This window comes from Pseudomonas eutrophicaquae (assembly GCF_023544715.1).
Lineage (GTDB): Bacteria > Pseudomonadota > Gammaproteobacteria > Pseudomonadales > Pseudomonadaceae > Geopseudomonas.
In genome coordinates, this window is sequence record NZ_JAMJEZ010000009.1 from 23370 (window position 1) to 43553 (window position 20184).

General features: G+C 63.6%; 15 protein-coding genes and 1 tRNA gene. 11 read left to right on the forward strand and 5 right to left on the reverse strand.

Annotated elements, in window-relative coordinates:
* Positions 1–16: 16 nt before the first annotated feature.
* The 4 genes from MXC11_RS06040 to MXC11_RS06055 all read left to right on the forward strand — a co-directional run bounded on the left by MXC11_RS06040 (position 17) and on the right by MXC11_RS06055 (position 3639).
* Entirely contained in the window at positions 17–1162 is a 1146-nt protein-coding gene (locus tag MXC11_RS06040) for a glycosyltransferase family 4 protein (RefSeq protein WP_250006559.1), read from the forward strand.
* The gene (locus tag MXC11_RS06045; RefSeq protein ID WP_250006562.1) at positions 1159–1755 is read left to right on the forward strand and encodes a sugar transferase; all 597 of its coding nucleotides are present in this window, start codon (positions 1159–1161) and stop codon (positions 1753–1755) included. The genes MXC11_RS06040 and MXC11_RS06045 overlap by 4 nt, the downstream gene beginning before the upstream one ends.
* Positions 1752–2372 carry an acetyltransferase gene (locus MXC11_RS06050; protein ID WP_250006564.1) on the forward strand — a complete coding sequence of 207 codons (621 nt, stop codon included), beginning with the start codon at positions 1752–1754 and terminating at the stop codon, positions 2370–2372. Before MXC11_RS06045 ends, MXC11_RS06050 begins: the two co-directional genes overlap by 4 nt.
* A gap of 79 nt (positions 2373–2451) precedes the next feature.
* Entirely contained in the window at positions 2452–3639 is a 1188-nt protein-coding gene (locus MXC11_RS06055; protein WP_250006566.1) for a DegT/DnrJ/EryC1/StrS family aminotransferase, read from the forward strand.
* On the opposite strand, the gene MXC11_RS06060 is transcribed toward MXC11_RS06055, so the two are convergent.
* Genes MXC11_RS06060 through MXC11_RS06070 form a run of 3 tightly spaced genes read right to left on the reverse strand, consistent with a single transcriptional unit; the run spans position 3623 to position 6832 of the window.
* Positions 3623–4612, reverse strand: coding sequence for a hypothetical protein (locus MXC11_RS06060; protein WP_250006568.1), 990 nt, complete (start codon positions 4610–4612; stop codon positions 3623–3625). The two genes, MXC11_RS06055 and MXC11_RS06060, sit on opposite strands and share 17 nt — an antisense overlap.
* Positions 4613–4638: 26 nt before the next feature.
* Complete coding sequence (locus tag MXC11_RS06065; protein WP_250006570.1) at positions 4639–6042, reverse strand: MBOAT family O-acyltransferase; 1404 nt, start codon at positions 6040–6042, stop codon at positions 4639–4641.
* Between the two features lie 13 nt (positions 6043–6055).
* Positions 6056–6832, reverse strand: a complete 777-nt coding sequence (locus tag MXC11_RS06070) for an ABC transporter permease (protein WP_250006572.1) — start codon at positions 6830–6832, stop codon at positions 6056–6058.
* A 175-nt stretch (positions 6833–7007) separates the two neighbouring features.
* Here MXC11_RS06070 and MXC11_RS06075 point away from each other — a divergent pair, with 175 nt between their 5' ends.
* Entirely contained in the window at positions 7008–7631 is a 624-nt protein-coding gene (locus tag MXC11_RS06075; RefSeq protein WP_250006574.1) for a DUF4214 domain-containing protein, read from the forward strand.
* Between the two features lie 172 nt (positions 7632–7803).
* Positions 7804–8328 carry a hypothetical protein gene (locus MXC11_RS06080; protein WP_250006576.1) on the forward strand — a complete coding sequence of 175 codons (525 nt, stop codon included), beginning with the start codon at positions 7804–7806 and terminating at the stop codon, positions 8326–8328.
* Positions 8329–8373: 45 nt separating this feature from the next.
* On the opposite strand, the gene MXC11_RS06085 is transcribed toward MXC11_RS06080, so the two are convergent.
* The gene (locus tag MXC11_RS06085) at positions 8374–12684 is read right to left on the reverse strand and encodes an ExeM/NucH family extracellular endonuclease (RefSeq protein ID WP_250006578.1); all 4311 of its coding nucleotides are present in this window, start codon (positions 12682–12684) and stop codon (positions 8374–8376) included.
* Between the two features lie 175 nt (positions 12685–12859).
* Here MXC11_RS06085 and MXC11_RS06090 point away from each other — a divergent pair, with 175 nt between their 5' ends.
* Positions 12860–15199, forward strand: coding sequence for a 5'-nucleotidase C-terminal domain-containing protein (locus MXC11_RS06090; RefSeq protein WP_250006580.1), 2340 nt, complete (start codon positions 12860–12862; stop codon positions 15197–15199).
* Between the two features lie 51 nt (positions 15200–15250).
* On the opposite strand, the gene MXC11_RS06095 is transcribed toward MXC11_RS06090, so the two are convergent.
* Positions 15251–16633, reverse strand: coding sequence for a DUF4214 domain-containing protein (locus MXC11_RS06095; RefSeq protein ID WP_250006582.1), 1383 nt, complete (start codon positions 16631–16633; stop codon positions 15251–15253).
* Between the two features lie 185 nt (positions 16634–16818).
* Between MXC11_RS06095 and MXC11_RS06100 the strand changes: the two genes are divergently transcribed.
* From MXC11_RS06100 to MXC11_RS06115, 4 genes are all read left to right on the forward strand, one after another.
* Positions 16819–16893 (forward strand) — tRNA-Thr (locus MXC11_RS06100).
* A 100-nt stretch (positions 16894–16993) separates the two neighbouring features.
* Positions 16994–17776, forward strand: coding sequence for a SapC family protein (locus MXC11_RS06105; protein ID WP_250006584.1), 783 nt, complete (start codon positions 16994–16996; stop codon positions 17774–17776).
* A 94-nt stretch (positions 17777–17870) separates the two neighbouring features.
* A complete protein-coding gene (locus MXC11_RS06110; protein ID WP_250006586.1) occupies positions 17871–18857 on the forward strand; it encodes a hypothetical protein in 987 nt (328 codons plus the stop codon).
* Between the two features lie 72 nt (positions 18858–18929).
* Entirely contained in the window at positions 18930–20123 is a 1194-nt protein-coding gene (locus MXC11_RS06115) for a trypsin-like serine protease (protein WP_250006588.1), read from the forward strand.
* The last annotated feature ends 61 nt before the right edge of the window (positions 20124–20184 follow it).

Below are 20184 nucleotides of genomic sequence, written 5' to 3' on the forward strand. Positions count from 1 at the left end.
GGAGGATTCCTCTCAAGTGAAGCACAAGCATCTGGTACTGGTGACGACCGTTCCACAGACCCTGAGTACGATTCTGCGTGGCCAGCCAGGCTTTCTGGGGGAGCACTTTGCACTGACGCTGGTGACCTCGCCTGATGGATCCTGTGAGGAGATTGCCGCCCGCGAAGGGGTACCTGTGCAGACGGTTTCCATGCGCCGCGGCATCAGTCCTCTGCATGATCTTCTGTCGCTGGTGCGCATGATCTGGCTGCTGCTGAAACTGCGTCCAGACGCGATCCACTCTTACACGCCAAAAGCCGGGCTTATTGCCATGCTTGCAGGGTTTATATGCCGGGTTCCGGTACGTATCCATACCTTTACCGGGTTGATCTTTCCCACGGCCAGTGGATTCAGACAGCGTCTATTGATCCAGATCGATCGGCTGATCTGCGCCTGTGCAACCCGGGTTGTCCCGGAGGGAGAGGGGGTCCGGCGTGATTTGCAGAAGTATGCGATTACCAGCAAGCCGCTGGAGGTGATTGGTTTTGGCAATATCGCCGGAGTGGACACCTGCTTCTTTGCCCCTTGGCATGAGGATGTACGCCAGGCTGCCGTCGCCTTGCGTCGCAAGCAGGGGATTCCCGAGCAGGCCTTTGTTTTCTGCTTTGTCGGCAGGCTCAATCGCGACAAGGGCATCGACGAGCTGGCCGAGGCTTTTTTTCAGGGTATGCCCGAGGCTCATTTGCTAATCGTGGGGGATGTCGATGAGTCGGCTCCAGTGTCTGCCGAGGTACTCGACAGGCTCGCAGCGCATGGAAGAGTCCATCTGCTGGGCTTTCAGCAAGATGTCCGGCCCGCGTTGATGCTGGCCAATGTGCTGGTATTGCCCAGTTACCGCGAGGGATTCCCCAATGTGGTGCTGCAGGCTGGTGCCATGCAGCGGCCGGTCATTGCTACGGATATCAGTGGTTGCAATGAGGTCATCACCCCGGGCCGGAACGGCTGGCTGGTGCCGCCCCGTGATGTGCCTGCGCTCGGCCGGATCATGCGGGAAGTCCATAGCATGCCCGGTGCTGCGCTGAATCAGATGGGGATACAGGCCCGTCAGCGCATCGAGGCCAGATTCGAGCGTGCGGCATACTGGCAACGTCTGCTGGACTTTTATGGAGCGCAATGGCCATGAGTAAACGCTGGTTCGACATCCTTGCATCAAGCCTTGGTCTGCTGCTGCTCGCCCCGGTCATCGTCATCATTGCCTGGCAGATCCGCCGCAAGCTCGGCTCGCCGGTGCTGTTCCGCCAGGTGCGCCCGGGGCTTCACGGCAAGCCCTTTGAGATGATCAAGTTTCGCACCATGCGCCATGCCGTGGATGCCAACGGCAACCCGCTGCCGGATTCCGAGCGGATGACGCCGTTCGGCAGCTTCCTGCGCGCCAGCAGCCTCGACGAGCTGCCGGAGCTGTGGAACGTGCTCAAGGGCGACATGAGCCTGGTCGGCCCGCGCCCGCTGCTGATGGAGTACCTACCGCTGTACAGCCCCGAGCAGTACCGCCGCCACGAAGTGCGCCCCGGGGTGAGTGGCTGGGCGCAGGTCAACGGCCGCAATGCGCTGAGTTGGGAAGACAAGTTCAAGCTGGATGTCTGGTACGTCGACAACCGCTCGTTCTGGCTGGACCTCAAGATCATCTTCCTGACCCTGAAAAAGGTGGTGGTGCGCGAGGGCATAAGCGCCGAGGGTGAGGCGACCATGAGCAAGTTCACTGGGAAGCCGTCGTGAGGCGCCTGGCAATTCTTGGCGCCAGTGGCCATGGCAAGGTGGTCGCCGATACCGCCGAGTGCTGCGGCTGGTCGGTGGTGGAGTTCTTCGATGATGCCTGGCCACCGCGTCAGCACAACGGTGCCTGGCCGGTGGCAGGTGATACGGCCTGCTTGCTGGAGCGACTGACGCAGTTTGATGGTGTGCTGGTGGCCATTGGCAACAATCGCATTCGGCAAGCCAAGCTGCTCGAGCTGCAGGCTGCCGGCGCACGCCTTGTCACGCTGGTGCATCCAGCCGCTACGCTCAGTCGTCATGCGCGGCTGGGCGCCGGCTCAGTGATGTTTGCCGGAGCCGTGGTGAATGCCGATGCCATAGTTGGCATGGGCGCCATTCTCAACACCGGCTGCAGCATCGATCACGATTGCCTGTTGGGCGATGCCGTACATGTCAGTCCCGGTGCCCGGCTGGCTGGCGGGGTGCGGGTCGGTGACCTGAGCTGGATCGGCATCGGCGCCAGCGTGCGCCAGCTGGTGTGCATCGGCAGTGGCGTACAAGCCGGTGCTGGCGCAGTGGTGGTGGCTGACGTGCCCGATGGCTTGACGGTAGTGGGTGTTCCGGCACGGGCACTGCGCTGATTCTTGTTCTTCGCGTGCTCTGTCGCGGCCTGCACAAGTACCGACAGAGCGTCTTTTACCGCAACATAGGCAACTTGAAGTGCTGAATACGCCGTTCTCTCCTTGGCCCTCCTTCTCTGCGGAAGAAGCCAATGCCGTGCGCGATGTGATCCTCTCCAACAAGGTCAACTACTGGACCGGGCAGGAGTGCCGCGCGTTTGAAAAGGAATTCGCTGCCTGGGCGGACAGCGAGTACGCAATTGCCCTGGCCAACGGCACGGTGGCGCTGGATCTGGCCCTGCAGGCGCTGGGCATCGGAGCCGGTGACGAGGTGGTGGTGACCCCGCGCACCTTCCTGGCCTCGGTGTCGAGCATCGTCAATGCCGGTGCGGTGCCGGTATTTGCCGAGGTGGATCGCGACTCGCAGAATATCACCGCCGAAACCATCCGCGCGGTACTGACCCCGCGTACCCGCGCGGTCATCTGCGTGCATCTGGCCGGCTGGCCGTGCGACATGGATCCGATCATGGCACTGGCCGCCGAGCATGACCTGAAGGTCATCGAGGACTGCGCCCAGGCCCACGGCGCCCGCTACAAGGGCCGCTCGGTCGGCTCCATCGGCCATGTCGGCGCCTGGTCGTTCTGCCAGGACAAGATCATGACCACCGGTGGCGAGGGCGGCATGGTCACCACCAACGACCGCGCGCTGTGGTCGGCGATGTGGTCGTTCAAGGATCACGGCAAGAGCTGGGAAGCGGTCTACGAGCGCCAGCATGCGCCGGGCTTCCGCTGGCTGCACGAGAGCTTCGGCACCAACTGGCGGATGATGGAGGTGCAGGCGGTGATCGGCCGCATCCAGCTGCGCCGCATGGCCGACTGGCAGGCCCGGCGCCTGGCCAATGCCGAGAAGATCTGGGCCCGTGCCCGCCCGTTGCCGGGGCTGCGCGTGCCGGTGACGCCCGAGGGCAGCCTGCATGCCGCCTACAAGTGCTATGTGTTCGTCGAACCGCAGCAACTGGCCGAGGGCTGGGATCGTGACCGCATCCTCAACGCGATCGCCGCGCGCGGCGTGCCCTGCTTCTCCGGCTCCTGTTCCGAGGTGTATCTGGAAAAGGCCTTCGACGACACCGGCTGGCGCCCGGCCGAACGTCTGCCGGTGGCCCGTGAGCTGGGCGAGACCAGCCTGATGTTTTTGGTGCACCCGACCTTGAGCCCAGCGGAGATTGAGCGGACATCTGCAGTCCTCGCGGAGGTGATGCAGCAAGCCACCCTCAGCGGCAGGCCCTGAACACCGGCTGCACCAGCGCGATGACCCGCTCGGTGTGCCGGGTGCGGGCCTCGGCGTTGAGGTGGTAGTTGGTATCGAAGAAGTCCTCCTGAGGGTAGAAGAACGCATGGGGCTCGCCCACGTAGCGCAGTCCGGCGCGGCGGGCCCGCTCAGGCAGGCGCTGGTAGTAGTCGCGCTCGCGGCCCTTGAGGTATTGCGCGTGTTGCAGCAGGGCGGCCGGGATGAAGACCGCACAGCCACCCAGGCCGTCGATGTGTTCGGCCAGCTCACGCCAGCGTGACCAGCTGGCCTGGAAGTCCGAAACGCCCTCGCTGTAGCGCTCGGCCGCACTGCGTTCGACGGCTTCGCGCATCCACACCGCCTGGTTGATCGCTTCACTGCCGCGCTGATCGCCCCGCTCATCCAGGTTGTGCGGGCCATACAGACCATGGCTGATCTCTGCCGGAACGGGCCGGTAGCCGCGCAGCAGGCGCGCCAGCGAGATCTGCCAGTAGAGCTGCGCCGCCTGCCAGGCGGTCAGGCCCAGCTGACGGGCACCCGGATGGCTCAACCAGTAGTCGAGAGTGGCATAGTTGATGCGCTGGTAATCGTGATAGAGCGGGTATTCGAGCGGCAGCAACACCCAGTCGCCCGGACGGATGGCTTGCCGGGCATAGGCACTGATGAACAGCGACTGGATGCCGGCATTCACGCCAAGGTTGATGGTCGGGCGGCCCAGTGCCTCCTCAAGGCGTGCTGAATCGAGTCCGAACATGGCGCCTGAGCCACCCACGATCAGCAGGCGCGGTCCGTCAATGGCCGCCGCACGAGCCAGCTTGTGGGCGTAGGCCTGCTCGACCCAGGCGGTGGCAGCCGGTGGGCTGCCAAGCTGTCCGGCCAGCAGGACTGCCCAGAGCAGTCCGCTGCCGACCAGGCCGCTCAGCAGAGCAAGGAGAAAGCGCCGGTTGCGACGTGCAGGAGGTATGCGGGGCATGCTGTGCTGCTCTGCGGTACGGCCGCTCAGAAGTTGAAGTACAGGAACGCGCGATCGGCCTGCCCGCTCAGTGCCTTGAGCACCAGGAACAGGCTGGCCCCGACCAGCAGACCACGCCCACGACTGCCCAGACGCAGGCACAGTCGCCGGCTGCCGGGCAGGGTCAGGGCGATCACCAGCAGTACGGCACAGGCCCAGGGCAGGCTGTGGGTGACCTGCAGCGCCGCCCATTCATCAAGCAGTACCTTGCCCTCGAAGGGCCAGCCACCCTGCCAGTTCAGCAGGCCGGCGTACATCCGCAGGGCGGTATCCAGCGAGTCGGCACGAAACGGAATCCAGGCCAGCATCACGCACAGCAAGGTCAGGGGGAGTGCCAGCAGGCGGGGCAGGCGCCAGAGACTGTAACGCGCCCAGAGATGGTTGAGGCTCAGCAGGGCGCCATGCAGAGCACCCCAGACGACGAACTGCCAGCCTGCGCCATGCCACAGACCACCCAGCAGCATGGTGATCAGCAGGTTGGCACTGCGCCGCGCGCGGCCATGCCGATTTCCGCCCAGTGGGATGTACAGATAATCGCGCAGAAAGTGCGACAGGGTGATGTGCCAGCGCCGCCAGAACTCGACGATGGAGGCACTTTTATAGGGGGAGCGGAAATTGACCGGTAGGCGGATGCCGAACATCAATCCCAGACCGACCGCCATGTCGGCATAACCAGAAAAGTCGAAATAAAGCTGCAGTCCATAGGCCACGCTGGCCAGCAGCACCTCGGCGCTGCCCAGTGCCTCACCGGCGGCGGCCCGCCCGAACAGCGCCTCGACACCGGGCGCGAGAGGATCGGCCAGCAGTACCTTTTTCAGCAGGCCCACGCTGAGCAGTGCCATGCCCAGTTGCCAGGTCAACGGCCGGCGGCTCCAGCCACGGGCAATCTGCGGCAGCAGTTCACGGGCATGTACGATGGGGCCCGCAATCAGCTGCGGGAAGAAGCTGATGAAAAAGGCGTACTCCAGCGGTCGGCCAGTACCCTGCAGGCGGCCACTGTACAGGTCGCAGTGCCAGGCGATCTGCTGGAACGTAAAGAAGGAGATCGCCAGCGGCAGGACAATCTGCCATTCCCCGGCCGCAGGCAGGAAGCCGAGCAGGAAGGCCGCATACTTGAAATAGCCCAGCAGCAACAGGTTGGCCGTGACCGCCAGCGCCAGCCAGCGGCGTTGGCGCTGTCTGGCCAGTTGCTGGCCCAGCCAGTAGTTGCCCGCCATCGAGGCGAGCAGCAGACCGAGGTAGCGCCAGTCCCAGAAGGCATAGAAGACCAGTGAAGCGACCACCAGCAAGGCCGTGACCGCCTGCTCCAGGCGCAGGCTGCGCAGCAGCAGAAAGGCCAGATAGACTGCCGGCAGAAAGACCAGCAGAAAGGACAGCGAGCTGAAGATCATTGCGCAGGTCGGCTCACAGGAAGTCGCGGATATCCCGCTCCAGGCGCCGGCCCACCCAGATCACCAAGGTCAGCAGCAGGGCAGCGATTCCCCCCAGCATCAGCAGCGGTGGCAGGTGCGGAGCGGTGCCCTCGATCAGCGTGGCGCGATAGGCGTTGGCCAGCGGATAGAAGGGGTTGTAGGCCATTGCCGTCTGAAGGTAGTCCGGCAGGATATTGCTGGTGTAGACGATGGGTGTCAGCCAGAACCACAGCTGGGTGAGCACGCCGACTACTTCCTTGATGTCGCGGATGAACACCGAGAGGATCGCACAGCCCAGCCCCAGCGCGTAGGCCAGCAGTTGCTGACAGACAAAGATCGGCAACCACCAGAGCAGCGACCATGAAAAGTCGAACCCGATGGCCAGCAGGAACAGCATGAAGAAGCCGGTGGCGATCAGGTAATGCACGGTCTCGCTCAGCGAGACATACACCGGCAGCGACCACAGTGACAGCCGTACCTTGCCGATCAGGTGGGCCTTGTCATGAAAGACCTGGGTGGTGCGGTTGAGAGTGGCAGAGAAGCAGTTCCAGGCCAGCAAGGCGCTGACCAGGTAGATGCTGTAGCCATAGGTACCCAGATCCTGCGCCTGCCCACCCAGACGCGCTCCCATGATGTTGGAGAACACCAGGGTGAAGATCAGGATGTTCACCAGTGGCAGCAGGAAGGTCCATGCCGCGCCGAGCATCGAGGCCGAGTGCCGGTCGATCAGGTCTTGGCGGGTAAAGTTGAAGATCAGGTTCCAGTTCATCAAGGGAATCCGTTATGCGCGGGGCGCAAAGAATACCCGAAAAGCTGCCCGCCGCTGTGCGGCGATCGGGCTCGCCGGTAGTTGCCTGAAACCGTGCGAGCGGGCAAGGTGTCCAACTATTTGGCGCATCTATCGGTGATGGTGCCGTCCTTTTTCTGACAGAGGGTCGCAACGCATGGCCGTGACATCCAAACAGGTACAGGAGCTCTATGTGGCCTATCTGGGCCGTGCGGCCGACAAGGCGGGGCTTGAGTACTGGCTGGGCGAGCTGAACAATCCCGCATCCGGTCTGACGCTGGAAAACCTGCGGGCCAACTTCGTCAACGAGCAGCCCGAATATGCCCGCATCTATGGCGGTCTGAGCGTGACTCAGACGGTGGCGCGCATCTATGAAAACCTGTTCGAGCGGGCAGCCGAGCCGGCGGGCCGTGATTACTGGGTGGGTGAGGTGAATGCCGGTCGAGTGCCGGTGGATCAGTTGCTGGTGGCCTTTCTCGGTGCCGCCTCACCGGGTGATCGGCAGGTAGTGGATAACAAGGTGGCGGTAGCCGAGGCCTACACCGCCGCCAATCCGGACAGCTTCAATGAAGCCGAGGCGGCCGCAGCGATCGATGATGTCGACGGTACCCAGGACTCGGTAGATGCCGCGATGGCCCGTATTGCGGGCAACGAGGCGCCCTCTGCATCGCCGGATTTTCGCCTGACCTCGGCGCGTGAGCCCTCGTGGGACGAAGCGAGTATTGAACCTGAGCCCGAGATCACGCTGCTTGGCGTTGCCGGCGATATGCTTTTGATCTGAATGGCGATGCTATTCTGCGGTCGGGGGAGTTCGCGCTGGTGCTGGTGGGCGTCGGAGGGACTGGTCTGCTGGATCTCGATGGCACTGCGACCTGATTGAGTGTGATCTGGCCCTGACTGTTAACAAGCCCCTGCGTCCTGTGGCGTGGGGGCTTTGCTTGTATGAGACGGACATGATCGAACTGCAACGCATCACCACGCTCTATGCAGAGCGTGACGACCGCATCCGCCTGAGTGGTGAGCTGCCGGATGGGCAGGCTTGCGTGCTGTGGCTGACCCGCCGCTTGCTCGACCGCCTGTTGCCGCATCTGTGGGAGTGGCTGATTCAGCAAGGCCTGCCTCACGCTCAGGCCGCCGGGCAGGCAGGGCAGGCTGACACCCTGCAGGCGTTTGCCCAGCAGGCGGTCCGCGAGCATCACCGCGCAACCCCCGAGCGGCCGGTCGAGGTGCCTGAGTCAGCGCAGGCTGCCGCCAGGCTGGTGACTACCGTCGAGCTTGGCCGCCATGCACAGTATCTGCGGCTGAGCTTCAAGGAGGGAGAGGAGCCGATAGCTCGGCTGACCCTTTCGGATGCGCTGCTGCGTCAGTGGCTGAACATCCTCGCCGATCAGTACCGGCGTGCCGAGTGGTCACTGCAGGCCTGGCCGGCCTGGATGCAGGAGGCACCCGGGCCGGCGGTGTCGGTTGTGATGCACTGAGTCCGGCACTGGCCAGCGTATGCACCCGCTGGCCAGTGCCGAGGATCAGACAAACAGCAGGTCGCTGTTCAGACTGCCCGGCGAGGCCTCGCGCGCGCCCACCCAGCTGAAGTCCTCATAGTAGCGACCGCTGCCCACCAGTTGCAGGCTGTGGCCGATGGCGGTATTGCCATCTTCACTGACGCCGATGTCGAGGCTGGTCATGCCTGCTGCAGCGCCACTGGTGGCCGTGAAGCGGCCTTCATAGCTGAGGAACTGCACCACCTGGCCGTCCGCATCGACCAGCGCCAGACCATCATTGGCGCCGTTTTGCAGACCATTGACTGGCAGGCCGAACCACAGCTCGCCAAAGCCCTGACCCTCATTGTCGATCATCCCGTTGAGTGCGAGGGTGCCGTAAGGGGTGACAGTACCGTTGGTGCCGTTGTAGAGCACCACGCTCCAGCCCGTGAGGTCAGTGCCGGCGGTGCCACTGATGGCAAGACCTTCATCCACATCGGTGCCGGCGTTGTCGTAGTGCAGCTCGCTGATGAATACCGCGCTTTGCATGGAAGTGCCGGTTTCCGGTGTGAGCGGTGCCGGTGGCACCGGTGTCTCGCCTGGCGGGGTGGCCACCGGGGCAGGGCTACCATCCTCACGTTGCAGCTTCAGGCCGATCAGTACCGGGTCATGGTCGGAGGAGCGGTACGGATCGTTGCGGTCGAGGTCAGCGGTAACCGAGCCATCCCCGAATTCATCGTTGTAGTCCAGGGCAAGCTGCTCGTCGGCATTGATGTTGAAATGGCTGACACCGGTCACCTCCGCTGTGCTCAGACCTTTGCTGAGGATATGGTCCAGCGAGCCCCTCAGGCCGTCGAATACGTAGCTGTAACCATCGGCGCTGCCATGGTGGGTGTAACCAGCGGCTTCCAGGGTGGTTACCGGATCCTCCAGGCGATAGGCGTTCAGATCGCCGACCAACAGGTAGTCGCCATCGGTGGCACCGGTGGGGTTGCTGTTCAGCCAGGCATCCAGCTGCTTGACCGCCTCGACACGGGTGGCATTGGAGTTGCCTTGCCCGTCGCCCTGGTCGGTATCACCCGGCAAGCCGGCTGCCGAGCCTTTACTCTTGAGATGGTTGACCACGAGGGTGAACTGCTTGCTGGCATCGTCACGATAGGCAAAGGTCTGTGCGACCGGCAGGCGGTTGGCGCTGGCAAATGCGTCATACAGGCCAGTATCCGGGGTGGCAGCCAGCCCCAGCGGCTGGACCACGTTCTGATCGTAGAGGATGCCGACGCGGATGGCATCACTGCCAGTGGCATGTCCACCAATCCAGGCAAAGCGCTCGCTGCCCACGGCCGCGTTCAGCGCCCCGACCAGTGAGGCAATGGCGCTATCCGGGCCGTCGCCGTTGTTCTGCAGCTCGTTGAGACCGAGCACATGAGCGCCGGTAGCCAGAATCGCCTCGACCAGCTTGGCTTGCTGCTGGGCAAACTCCGCTGCGTTGCTGGCACCCCTTCCGGCAATGCTGTTGCCGGCCGGGGTGGTGAAGCTGGCGCTGCCGAATACCGAGTTGAAGTAGTTGAGCACGTTGAAGCTGCCGACAATGACCTCGGCATCCCCAAGGCCCTGCACGCTGTCCGGACGCAGATTGGCTTTGAGCTGGACATGCTCGGTGGGATGCAGCTCGTAGTGGCCAAAGCTGTAGCCCAGCACGCCGCTGACGCTTTGCGTGGTATCGCCGACCCGCACGAAATTGACGCTGCCATCGGCCTGCACGCCCAGCACGGTACCGTTGTCCACGCCGTCATCGCTCATGTCGCGCAGCAGGCGGGTACCTTCGTTGAGCTGAGTCAGGGAGGGGTTCTGGCTGCTGCGTCCATCGTCGAGCTGGATACTGCTGCGCGTCAGCTGGTCGAGATAGGCACTGTAGCCGGCTGCGCTCGGGGCATGTTGCTCGGTGTACTGGAAGGGAACAGCATCGGCATACAGGGTCAGCTCGCCATAACGGGCGAGGGTATAGGTGTCGGCAACGTGCAGTGCCCCGCCACTGGCGGCGGCAATCTCCACGCGCATGCCCTCGAAGCGCTCGAGGGTTTCGCCGCTGGCGATCGGCAGGTATACGCGGGTGGGTGGATCAAGATCGGCGGTGCTGCCTGTTTCGATGATCCTGAAGTTGCTGATCGCGCTCAGCTGGGTCAGCCCGAAGTGTTCGCCGACCGCCGCGTCAAAGCGCACCAGGTCGCCGATGCTCTCGGCATCGATCCCCGGATTGGTGCCAGCGTAGAACACGGCCACCCCTTCGGAGGTCAGCACGTCGCCATCGTGATCAAGGCGCTCCTCCTCGATGTAGAAGGTGTTGAGGTGCGGCAGCCAGGCGGTGATGCGGGCCTCGACGGTGACGTTCTGACCGATTATCGGCGAGCTGTCGCCATGGCCCTGAATCTGCGAAATCCGTGTGACGGACGGATCCTGTGGGCGCAGGCCGGTGCTGCCGGGAGAGCCGATACTGCTGGGGTCGTTGCTTTGCCCATAGGCCTGCTGCTCGCCGACCACGGCGCTGCGCCAGGTGGGGGTTTCGGTGCTCAGGCCGTCCCACACGACCGAGGCCTTGGCACCGCCGCCGTAGGCAGCACCGGCATGCTGGTCGTCCATGAAGGTAATGCCGGTGCCGGACGCGGCCGTCTCGATCAGGCTGCCATCGCTGGCCTGTACGGGGCTGAGGTCGTAGTTGAAGGCGCTGGCGACGTATCCCTTTGCATCAAAGATCACCACGGCATCCTGCTTGCCAAGGCCCGGGCCGTCGATGCCGATCACCGCGTGGCTGTCGTCCAGGTTCCAGGCTGCCTTGAAGGCCTGCAGGGCGGCGGCGTCCTTGACCAGGGCGATCACCAGCGTCTGGCCGGCTTCCAGCAGCAGGCCATCGGGCAGGGCAATGGCCTGGTCGAAGGTGGCCTTTTCATCGGTCAGGCGCCAGCCGCTGAGGTCGATGGCATGGCTGCCGTGGTTGTAGAGTTCGACAAAATCACCGCCGCTGGCGTTGGAATTCACCTCGCTGATCAGCAGGTGGTAGACCGGTGCCGGACCTTCGGGCAGTACGGGGGGCAGCGGAGCAGGCAGGCGGGTATAGTCGCTGACCTCGCCCAGTGTCAGGTACTGACCGACAAAGCGCTGCTCAGCGACCGGCAGATCCTTGGAGGCGCGAGTCTCTCCGGCCCAGAGGGTATCGCCATTGTCCTGCAGCAGCTGCAGGCTGCTGCCCGGTTGCAGGCTGGCCACGCTGTCCAGCGCCTCGAAGCTGCCGCCTGTTTCTCGCAGCAGGGCGTCGAGATCATTGGCATGCTCCAGCGGCCGGCTGGCCGGATCGCCACTCCAGCTGAACAGACGGAAGTTGTGCGCTACCTCGCTACTGGCTGCACCGGCGGGGCCGGCAATGATCAGGTAGCCCGAGCCGTCGGCGGCCTGCTCGATGGAGCGGATGCCGCGTCCGCCCAGATCAAGCTGGATGGGGGGAGCGAAGGCGGCGCTGTCAGCGCTGCCTGCAAGCAGGGCGGCGGCATTTTGCAGCGGCACGATCAGTGCCATCCCGTCCGGGATGCTCTGCGGTGCCCGCAAGGCCAGCCACAGGGTGCTGTTGTCCGGGGCAAGGGTCATGCCCTCGATGGCAAAGCCATCATTGCGCTCGGGAGCACGCCCATCGGCCACGGCGGCGGCCAGACCGAAGTAATGCGCGCCAAGCCCGTGGCCATTGCTGCTGTCCCAGCGTGCCAGATCAGCTTCAAGGCCGTTGTAAGCACCCTGGAAGGTAAAGGCGGTGGCCGCACCCTGGCCGCTGATCGAGACGCTGAACAGGAATTCGCGGCTGTCGGCATCGCTGCCGCTTTTCGTATTGCTGTGGGAGCCGATGAAGAACAGCGTATCCCCCAGGCGGGTGCTGGCTTCAAGGTCCAGCTCGGCATCGGTGTTCAGTGCTTCCCGCAGATTCCATTCCACCACCGCCTCGCCGCCCTCACGCGGGTAGACCCGCAGTACGCTGCCCTCGTCATCGCCCACCACCATGAAGTGCTTGTCCAAGGCGATGGCGGTCGAGGCATCCGAGGCGCCTTCGTCGCTGCCGGGCTGTGGGCGGTAGGTCAGCGGCCCCTGCGGGAGCTGTGGCGTGGGCTCGGGTACCGGCTCGGGGACTGGACGGCCGATCTGCGGCAGACGCGCCTGCAGCTCGGTATTGATGTCGCGCAGGCGGTTGTTGAACAGCTCAAGGCTGTTGTCCAGGCGGCCCAGACTGGTGTTGAGCGTATTTTGCAGCGTGCTGCGAATCGAAGTGCTCAGGGTGCTGAGTGACTGGCTCAGTCCCGTGGTGTTCAGGCGGTTCATGGCAGGCAATGCCCTGTGGCAGCTAAGGTGCCCTGCATTTAATGCCCGGCCTGTGAACAGCCGGTGGCATGCCCATGGCATCGCGGTGACGTTTTTTGTACACGCAGCACTGTCATTCCCCTGACACCTGCGGCTGGCTTGATGCAGCGATCAATCACCTGAAGGGGATGCTCCCATGAATTTTCGTCTGCAGTTGCTGCATGCCTCGGATATGGAAGGCGGTGGCGGTGACCTGCTCAATGCGCCGAATTTTGTTGCGATCGTCGATCATCTGGAGGATCAGCAGGCCAATACGCTGTTTATCTCCTCCGGTGACCTGGTGCTGCCCGGGCCGTACCTGAGTGCCGCAGCCGATGCCAGTATCCAGCCGGCCCTGCAAAGTGCCGCAGAACAGCTCTATGGCCTGCCGGCGGGCAGTCTCAGCGGGCTGCAGGCCGCCTCGGGACGTGTCGAGACCCTGCTGATGGATCTGCTGGATGCCAGTGCCGTGACCCTGGGCAACCATGAGTTCGATCTGGGGACCGGGCTTCTGGCAGGCATGGTCGCTCCGGTGGTCTCCGGCACCACCTTGGCGGATATTCAGTGGGTGGGTTCGCAGTTCCCTTATCTGTCCGCCAACCTGGACCTGTCCGGTGACCGCACGCTGGCTCCGCTGGCCACGACCGGCATCGTGTCCAGTGCCAGTCTGGTGACCACACCGCAAAGCCTGCTCGAAGGCGCCGCCCCCTCACGCTTTGCGCCAGTGGTGGTCAGCGAGGTGGGGGGCGAGCAGATCGGTATCATCGGCCTGACCACGCAGATCCTGGCCAGTATCTCCTCGCCAGGTGGCGTCAAGGTGGTCGGTGAGGGGCGCAATGACATGCGCGCGCTGGCGGATCTGCTGCAGCCGCTGATCGATCAGCTCGAGGCGCAGGGCGTCAACAAGATCATCCTTGCCTCGCATCTGCAGCAGATCCAGTTCGAGGAGGAGCTGGCGGGCCTTCTGCGTGGGGTGGATATCATCATGGCCGGTGGCTCCAACGCACTGCTGGCCAACGAGAAGGATCAGGCCGATGGTCTGTTCCCCGGGGCTGCGCAGCCCTACAAGGCTTATCCGATCCTCACCCGTGATGCGGCGGGCAACGATGTGGCGATCGTCAACACCGATGGTGGCTGGCGTTATGTCGGCGAGCTGAATGTGGAGTTCGATGCGGCCGGCAAGCTGCTGGCCGGTTCGATTTCCCAGGCTTCGGCGGGGGTCTACGCCAGCACCGATGCGCAGGTGGCGGCTCTCTGGGGCAGCACCGAGGCCGCGTTCGTCGAGGGCACCAAGGGGGCGATTGCCCGTGATTTGGTTGATGCCGTGGCAGGCTTTGTCGCCACCCAGGACGGCAATGTGCTGGGGCTGAGCAGCGTCTATCTAGTCGGCGAGCGTGGCGCGGTGCGCAGCGAGGAGACCAACCTCGGTAACCTGACCGCCGATGCCAATCTCTGGTATGCACGGCAGACCGATGCCAGCGTGATGGTGTCGATCAAGAATGGCGGGGGTATCCGCGAGCCGATCGGGCGCGTCGTCATCGAGGGCGCCGATGGCCTGATCGACAAGCAGGCGCCGGGCGCCAATCCTGCGATCGGCAAGCCTGAGGGGGGGATTTCCCAGCTGGATATCGCCTCCTCGCTGCGCTTCAACAACGATCTGTCCGTGATCAGTGTCACCCGTGCCACGCTGGTCGAGGTACTCGAACATGCGGTGGCGGCCACCGGTCCGAGCCTGACACCAGGCGCGTTTGCCCAGGTGTCCGGTATCCGCTACAGCTTCGACTGGAGCCAGCCGGCGGGCGCCCGGATCCAGAACGCGGCGATCGTCGATGAGGCGGGCAACACCCTGGATGTGCTTGTGGCCAATGCGCGTCTGGTGGGGGATGCCGCGGCCGAGGTGCGCATGGTAACGCTGGGCTTTCTCGCTGATGGCGGGGATGGTTATCCGCTGGGTGAGGGGCGTTACAGCCAGCGGGTCGATCTGCAGACGGCGCTGGACGGCCGTTCCGGACAGTCGACCTTTGCAGTCGATGGTAGCGAGCAGGATGCCTTTGCCGAGTACCTGCTGGCCCAGTATGCCGAGCAGCCTTATGAGGTGGCGGAAACGCCCGCCAGCGAGGATATGCGCATCCAGAACCTGGCCTTGCGGGATGATCAGGTGCTCAAGGCGCCGGTGGATCCGCTGCTGCGTCTTTATGATGCCGCCTTCAACCGCGGGGCAGACGGTACGGGGCTTGGCTACTGGCTGGATCAGCGCAGCGAGCTGTCGCTGCTGCAGGTGGCGGAGTCCTTCCTGGCGTCTGCGGAGTTTGCGGCGCTGCAGGTGCCGGTCGGCAGCGAGGCGTTTATTGATCTGCTCTATGCCAATCGTCTGCAACGCAGTGCCGATGAAGCGGGCAAGGCCTACTGGTTAGGCGAGTTGCAGGAGGGCAAGAGTGCTGCACTGGTACTGCTGGGGATCAGTGAGTCCGCCGAGAGTCTGGCGCTGGCACCCTGAGCAACCTCGACAGGAGCGGGCGGGTGACTCGGTGGGTCACCCGCCTTTTTATCAGAACGCCAGCTCGCTGGCGGGTGCCTGGCCAACGCTCTGAATGAAGCTGTTCACCTCTGCCTCGGTCAGTCGAATGAACTCGGCCGAGTCGCTGAAGCCGCGTACCACGTCCTGGCGCTGCATCTGCTGGCTGTCGAGCTGGTTCATCCACCAGTTCAGGCCGCTCTGATCGGCCTGGCGATCGAGCACATTCAGGTAGAGCTGGTTGATGAAGCCGGCATTGTCGAGCGTGCTGTAGGTCGTCTGGAACTCCTGGCTGATCAGGAAGCTGTCGATGACCTCCTCAAAACGCATGCCGCGCTCGAGCTGCTGGTCCCAGTAGCGAAAGCCGTCCTCATCCGGCCGACGATCGAAAACCGCCATGTAGAGCCGGACCAGCCCCTGGTCTTCAGCGCGGGCTGCCGCAATGCTCTGGGTCGGCGCAGCGCTGGTGAGGGTGGTCTGGGGGAGGGTGGTGCTGGTGCTGCCTGGGCGACTGTAGGTCTCGGAAACTTCCTGATAGATGCCGTTGCCGCCAAGATCACGATAGATCGACGTTTCCAGCCAGCCATCGTCGAACTCGGTCTTGACCACATCGCGACCGGACAGGCTGTAGCGCTCATCGGTTTCGATGGGGTCGAGTTCCCAGCGTCCATCGTCGAATTCGTAGACCCGCACGATCTGCCCGTTCTGGATCTCGAAGCGCTTGAAGTCATCTGCAGAGCCAACGCTCTGAATGAAGCTGTTCACCTCTGCCTCGGTCAGTCGAATGAACTCGGCCGAGTCGCTGAAGCCGCGTACCACGTCCTGGCGCTGCATCTGCTGGCTGTCGAGCTGGTTCATCCACCAGTTCAGGCCGCTCTGATCGGCCTGGCGATCGAGCACATTCAGGTAGAGCTGGTTGATGAAGCCGGCATTGTCGAGCGTGCTGTAGGTCGTCTGGAACTCCTGGCTGATCAGGAAGCTGTCGATGACCTCCTCAAAACGCATGCCGCGCTCGAGCTGCTGGTCCCAGTAGCGAAAGCCGTCCTCATCCGGCCGACGATCGAAAACCGCCATGTAGAGCCGGACCAGCCCCTGGTCTTCAGCGCGGGCTGCCGCAATGCTCTGGGTCGGCGCAGCGCTGGTGAGGGTGGTCTGGGGGAGGGTGGTGCTGGTGCTGCCTGGGCGACTGTAGGTCTCGGAAACTTCCTGATAGATGCCGTTGCCGCCAAGATCACGATAGATCGACGTTTCCAGCCAGCCATCGTCGAACTCGGTCTTGACCACATCGCGACCGGACAGGCTGTAGCGCTCATCGGTTTCGATGGGGTCGAGTTCCCAGCGTCCATCGTCGAATTCGTAGACCCGCACGATCTGCCCGTTCTGGATCTCGAAGCGCTTGAAGTCATCTGCAGACATGGCGTGTTGCCTCCTGTGGTGGGAGGCCCAACGCTAGGTGCATCATCTTAACCATGCCTTAATGCGACGCGCCTTGGTGGAGGTGACCTTATTTTTGTTTGACATCCCCCATACTTTCGCTAGAATGCGCGCCGTTGCAACGCCGGCCTCCCGGTCAGCAGAAAGTTGCAGCGTTCTTGCGAAGTGCCCATATAGCTCAGTGGTAGAGCACTCCCTTGGTAAGGGAGAGGTCAGCAGTTCAAATCTGCTTATGGGCTCCACTTCGATCTGTGAAGATCTTCACGCTTGCTGTGTTTTCAAGATCCCGTTTTTCCGGTGCATACTGGCGCTCCATTCAACTGCGCAAGGTGTTGTCTTTTCATGCCTAATCTTCAGGTCGTCTCTGTCTCCCGTCATGCCGGTCAGCGCTGGCAGCGCTACACCAGCTATGCCTTTGCCCGCGGCGATGCGCTGTGCCCGCTGGTGGCCCAGGAGCTGCCCAAGGTGCTGATGAGCCTGCCGATCGGCTTCATCAAGGTGGGAGACGGCTTCCTGCCGGCCGCGATCATGGGGCTGCAACCGGGCAAGAACCTGCTGGTCGCCCCGGATGGTCGCTGGCTGACCAGTTACATTCCGGCGGCTTATCGGGGCTATCCGTTCAGTCTGGGCAGAACCGCCGAGGGTCAGCGGGTGCTGTGCATTGACGAAGACAGCGGTCTGCTCAGTGCCTCCGAAGGCGAGCCGTTTTTCGATGAGGCTGGCAAGCCCGTGCAGGCCATCAGTGATGTGCTGGCCTTCCTCAGTCAGGTGCAGAACAACCGCGAGGCCACCGAGCGGGCCTGTGCGGTGCTGCAGGCTCATGGTCTGATCCGCAGCTGGCCGATCAAGCTGCGGGGGGATAGCGGCGAGCAGGAGCTGGCCGGCCTCTACTGCATCGACGAGGCGGCCCTCAAGGCGCTGCCGGCCGAGGCGCTGGGTGCGCTGCGCGATGCCGATGCCCTGTCGCTGGCTTACTGCCAGTTGCTGTCGATGCAGCACATCACCCAGCTTGGCCCGCTGGCTGACGCCCATGCCCGTGCCGCGCAGAAGGCCGCCGGGCAGACGGGCAAAGCCGAGCTGGATCTTGAGTTCCTCAACCGTAGCGAGACCATCAGTTTCGGTTGAGGCGCACCGCGCTGCCGCCGGCCTGCAGCGCGGTGATGGCCGGCCCTCTGGTCTACACTAGCCAGATAGCCGATGTTGCAAGGGGGGATAGGCCATGAACCGATCGATACTGGGAGTGCTGTGTGCCGGACTCTGCTGCAGTCCGGCCCTCCAGGCCGCCGACCGCCAGAGCGTCAGCGATCTGCCCGAGTGGCTGGGTGCACGCATTGATCCGGTGCATGCCAGCCTGACAGGCTGGGTGGATGATGCCTCCCGCAGCATCGATGGCTTCTTCGGCACCAACGACAGCCTGACGGTCGAAAACCGCTCTTACCTGCGGGTCAGCGAGGAAATGGAGTGGCTCGAATCGGAAGGCTTCAGCCATGACTTCAACCTGCGCTTTCGCCTCGATGTGCCGACCACGCGTGAGCGCCTGCGCCTGATCATCGAGAGTGACCCCGAGGAGGCCCAGGGTACGCTGAGCGAGCAGGGTGCCAACCGCCTGCGTGGCGATCTGCGCGACCGGCGCAGTTCGGTGATGGGCCTTGAGCAGCGCGGGCGCACCGACAAGCGCAGTGGCTGGGAGAACCGCTTCACCGGTGGGGTCAAGTTCCGTCTGCCGCTGGATCCGTTCCTGCGCTTTACCAGCGAGCGGCTCTGGTCGCTGGGGGAGGGGCCGTGGGAGCTGTCGTCTTATAACCGCCTGTCCTGGTTCGACAGTGACGGCTATTCGGCGCGCAGCCGCTGGGATATCGGCCGCCCGCTGGATGACGTCCACCATCTGCGCTTTGTCACCCAGTTCCAGTGGCAGGAGGAGCTCGACAAGCTGGAAATGTCGCAGTCGGCCGAGATCAACCGCATCATCGACAGTCGCAGTGCGATCCGTTACGCCGCCGTGGCGGTGGCGCAGAGCCTGTCCAGCCCGCGTGTCGAGGACTACTATCTGCAAGCGCTGTACCGCCGGGATATCCACCGCGGCTTCGTGTTCGCTGACGTGGTGCCGGAGCTGCACTTCCCCCGTGAGGCCAACTTTGATCCGCGCTGGGCGCTGACCCTGCGTCTGGAAATGTACTTCCGTGGTGACTTTGTCTGGCAAAATTGAGCACTGGTTCCTGAGGGTTTTTTGACGCCGGTCGCGGCCTTCGGGAAGGGTGTTCTTTGTGCGAGGTCACTGATGGTTGCTACGACGCTGTCCTATACCGATACCCGTTACAAGGCCTCGGCAGAGCTGGGATATGGGGGTGTGGTGCGGGTATCGGCCGGTGGCTACTACGGTACTGGTGTGTTGCTGCTGGATGGCCGCGCAGTACTCACGGCAGCGCACCTGCTGCAGGGCTATACCTCGGCCAAGGTAAGTTTCGAGACCACGGTCGGCAGCTCGTCGCTGACCAGCTCGAATTTCACCCTGCATCCGCGCTATGACAACATCAATCTCAACAACGACCTGGCCCTGATCTGGCTGCCGCAGGCGGCGCCCGTTGCCGCCGTGCGCCATGACCTGTACCGCGAATCCGATGAGGTCGGCCAGGCGTTCCAGCTGATCGGCTATGGGGTCCCGGGTACCGGCAGCACCGGCATCGATGCCAGCTACACCGGCAGTCCGATGCGCCTGCGTGCGATCAACCGCTTCGAGGCAGAAATCGATGCCCTGGATGCGGCGATTGGCCTGAGCTGGCAGCCCTTGGCAGGCAGTCAGCTGCTGGCCGACTTCGACAGCGGCCAGGTGACCAACGATGCCTTTGGGCAGCTTCTGGGGCTCCGCGATATGGGCTTCGGGCTCTCCGAGGGCTCGATCACCACCGGCGACAGCGGTGGCCCGGCGTTCATCGGCACCCAGGTGGCCGGCATCGCCAGCTACATCACCACGGTCAGCCGTGGTTTGGCCCATCCGGACATCGACACCACCTTCAACAGCAGCTTCGGCGAGCTGGCTTCCTGGCAGCGGGTCAGTTACTACCAGCAGTGGATCGACCAGAGCCAGCGTGCCCAGTACCGCGATGCGCCGACGCGTCCCGAGGAGGTCAAGACCAGCCTCGCCGAGGGCAATATCGGTACCCAGCTGACCTACTTCCTGCTGCAGTTCACCGGAGTGCGCAGCGATCCGCAGCAGTGGCTGAGTGTCGACTATGTAACCCGTGACGGCACTGCCGTGGCCGGTGAGGACTACCTGGCCGTCAGCGGCACCCTGGTGCTGTACCCCGGCGAGAACCAAGCGGTGATTGCTGTGGAGATCATCGGCGACAGCCGCCGCGAGCCGGATGAGGTCTTCTACCTTGATGTCTTCAACCCGATCGGTGGCAGCTTTGGTGAGGGCGTGGTCAAGCTGTCGGCCATGCGCACTCTTCTTAACGACGACCTGTTTGCCTGAGCATTGCCTGCGTCCCCCGCCATCTTCCGCGCCACTGTCATGTGCCCGGCCAATCCTGCCG

What these genes read in the sequence shown, in the direction of transcription:
- MXC11_RS06045 (WP_250006562.1), top strand. Translation starts at nt 1,159, where the DNA reads ATGAGTAAACGCTGGTTCGACATCCTTGCATCAAGCCTTGGTCTGCTG.
- MXC11_RS06060 (WP_250006568.1), bottom strand. Translation starts at nt 4,612, where the DNA reads ATGCCCCGCATACCTCCTGCACGTCGCAACCGGCGCTTTCTCCTTGCT.
- MXC11_RS06065 (WP_250006570.1), bottom strand. Translation starts at nt 6,042, where the DNA reads ATGATCTTCAGCTCGCTGTCCTTTCTGCTGGTCTTTCTGCCGGCAGTC.
- MXC11_RS06070 (WP_250006572.1), bottom strand. Translation starts at nt 6,832, where the DNA reads ATGAACTGGAACCTGATCTTCAACTTTACCCGCCAAGACCTGATCGAC.
- MXC11_RS06075 (WP_250006574.1), top strand. Translation starts at nt 7,008, where the DNA reads ATGGCCGTGACATCCAAACAGGTACAGGAGCTCTATGTGGCCTATCTG.
- MXC11_RS06080 (WP_250006576.1), top strand. Translation starts at nt 7,804, where the DNA reads ATGATCGAACTGCAACGCATCACCACGCTCTATGCAGAGCGTGACGAC.
- MXC11_RS06085 (WP_250006578.1), bottom strand. Translation starts at nt 12,684, where the DNA reads ATGAACCGCCTGAACACCACGGGACTGAGCCAGTCACTCAGCACCCTG.
- MXC11_RS06090 (WP_250006580.1), top strand. Translation starts at nt 12,860, where the DNA reads ATGAATTTTCGTCTGCAGTTGCTGCATGCCTCGGATATGGAAGGCGGT.
- MXC11_RS06095 (WP_250006582.1), bottom strand. Translation starts at nt 16,633, where the DNA reads ATGTCTGCAGATGACTTCAAGCGCTTCGAGATCCAGAACGGGCAGATC.
- MXC11_RS06105 (WP_250006584.1), top strand. Translation starts at nt 16,994, where the DNA reads ATGCCTAATCTTCAGGTCGTCTCTGTCTCCCGTCATGCCGGTCAGCGC.
- MXC11_RS06110 (WP_250006586.1), top strand. Translation starts at nt 17,871, where the DNA reads ATGAACCGATCGATACTGGGAGTGCTGTGTGCCGGACTCTGCTGCAGT.
- MXC11_RS06115 (WP_250006588.1), top strand. Translation starts at nt 18,930, where the DNA reads ATGGTTGCTACGACGCTGTCCTATACCGATACCCGTTACAAGGCCTCG.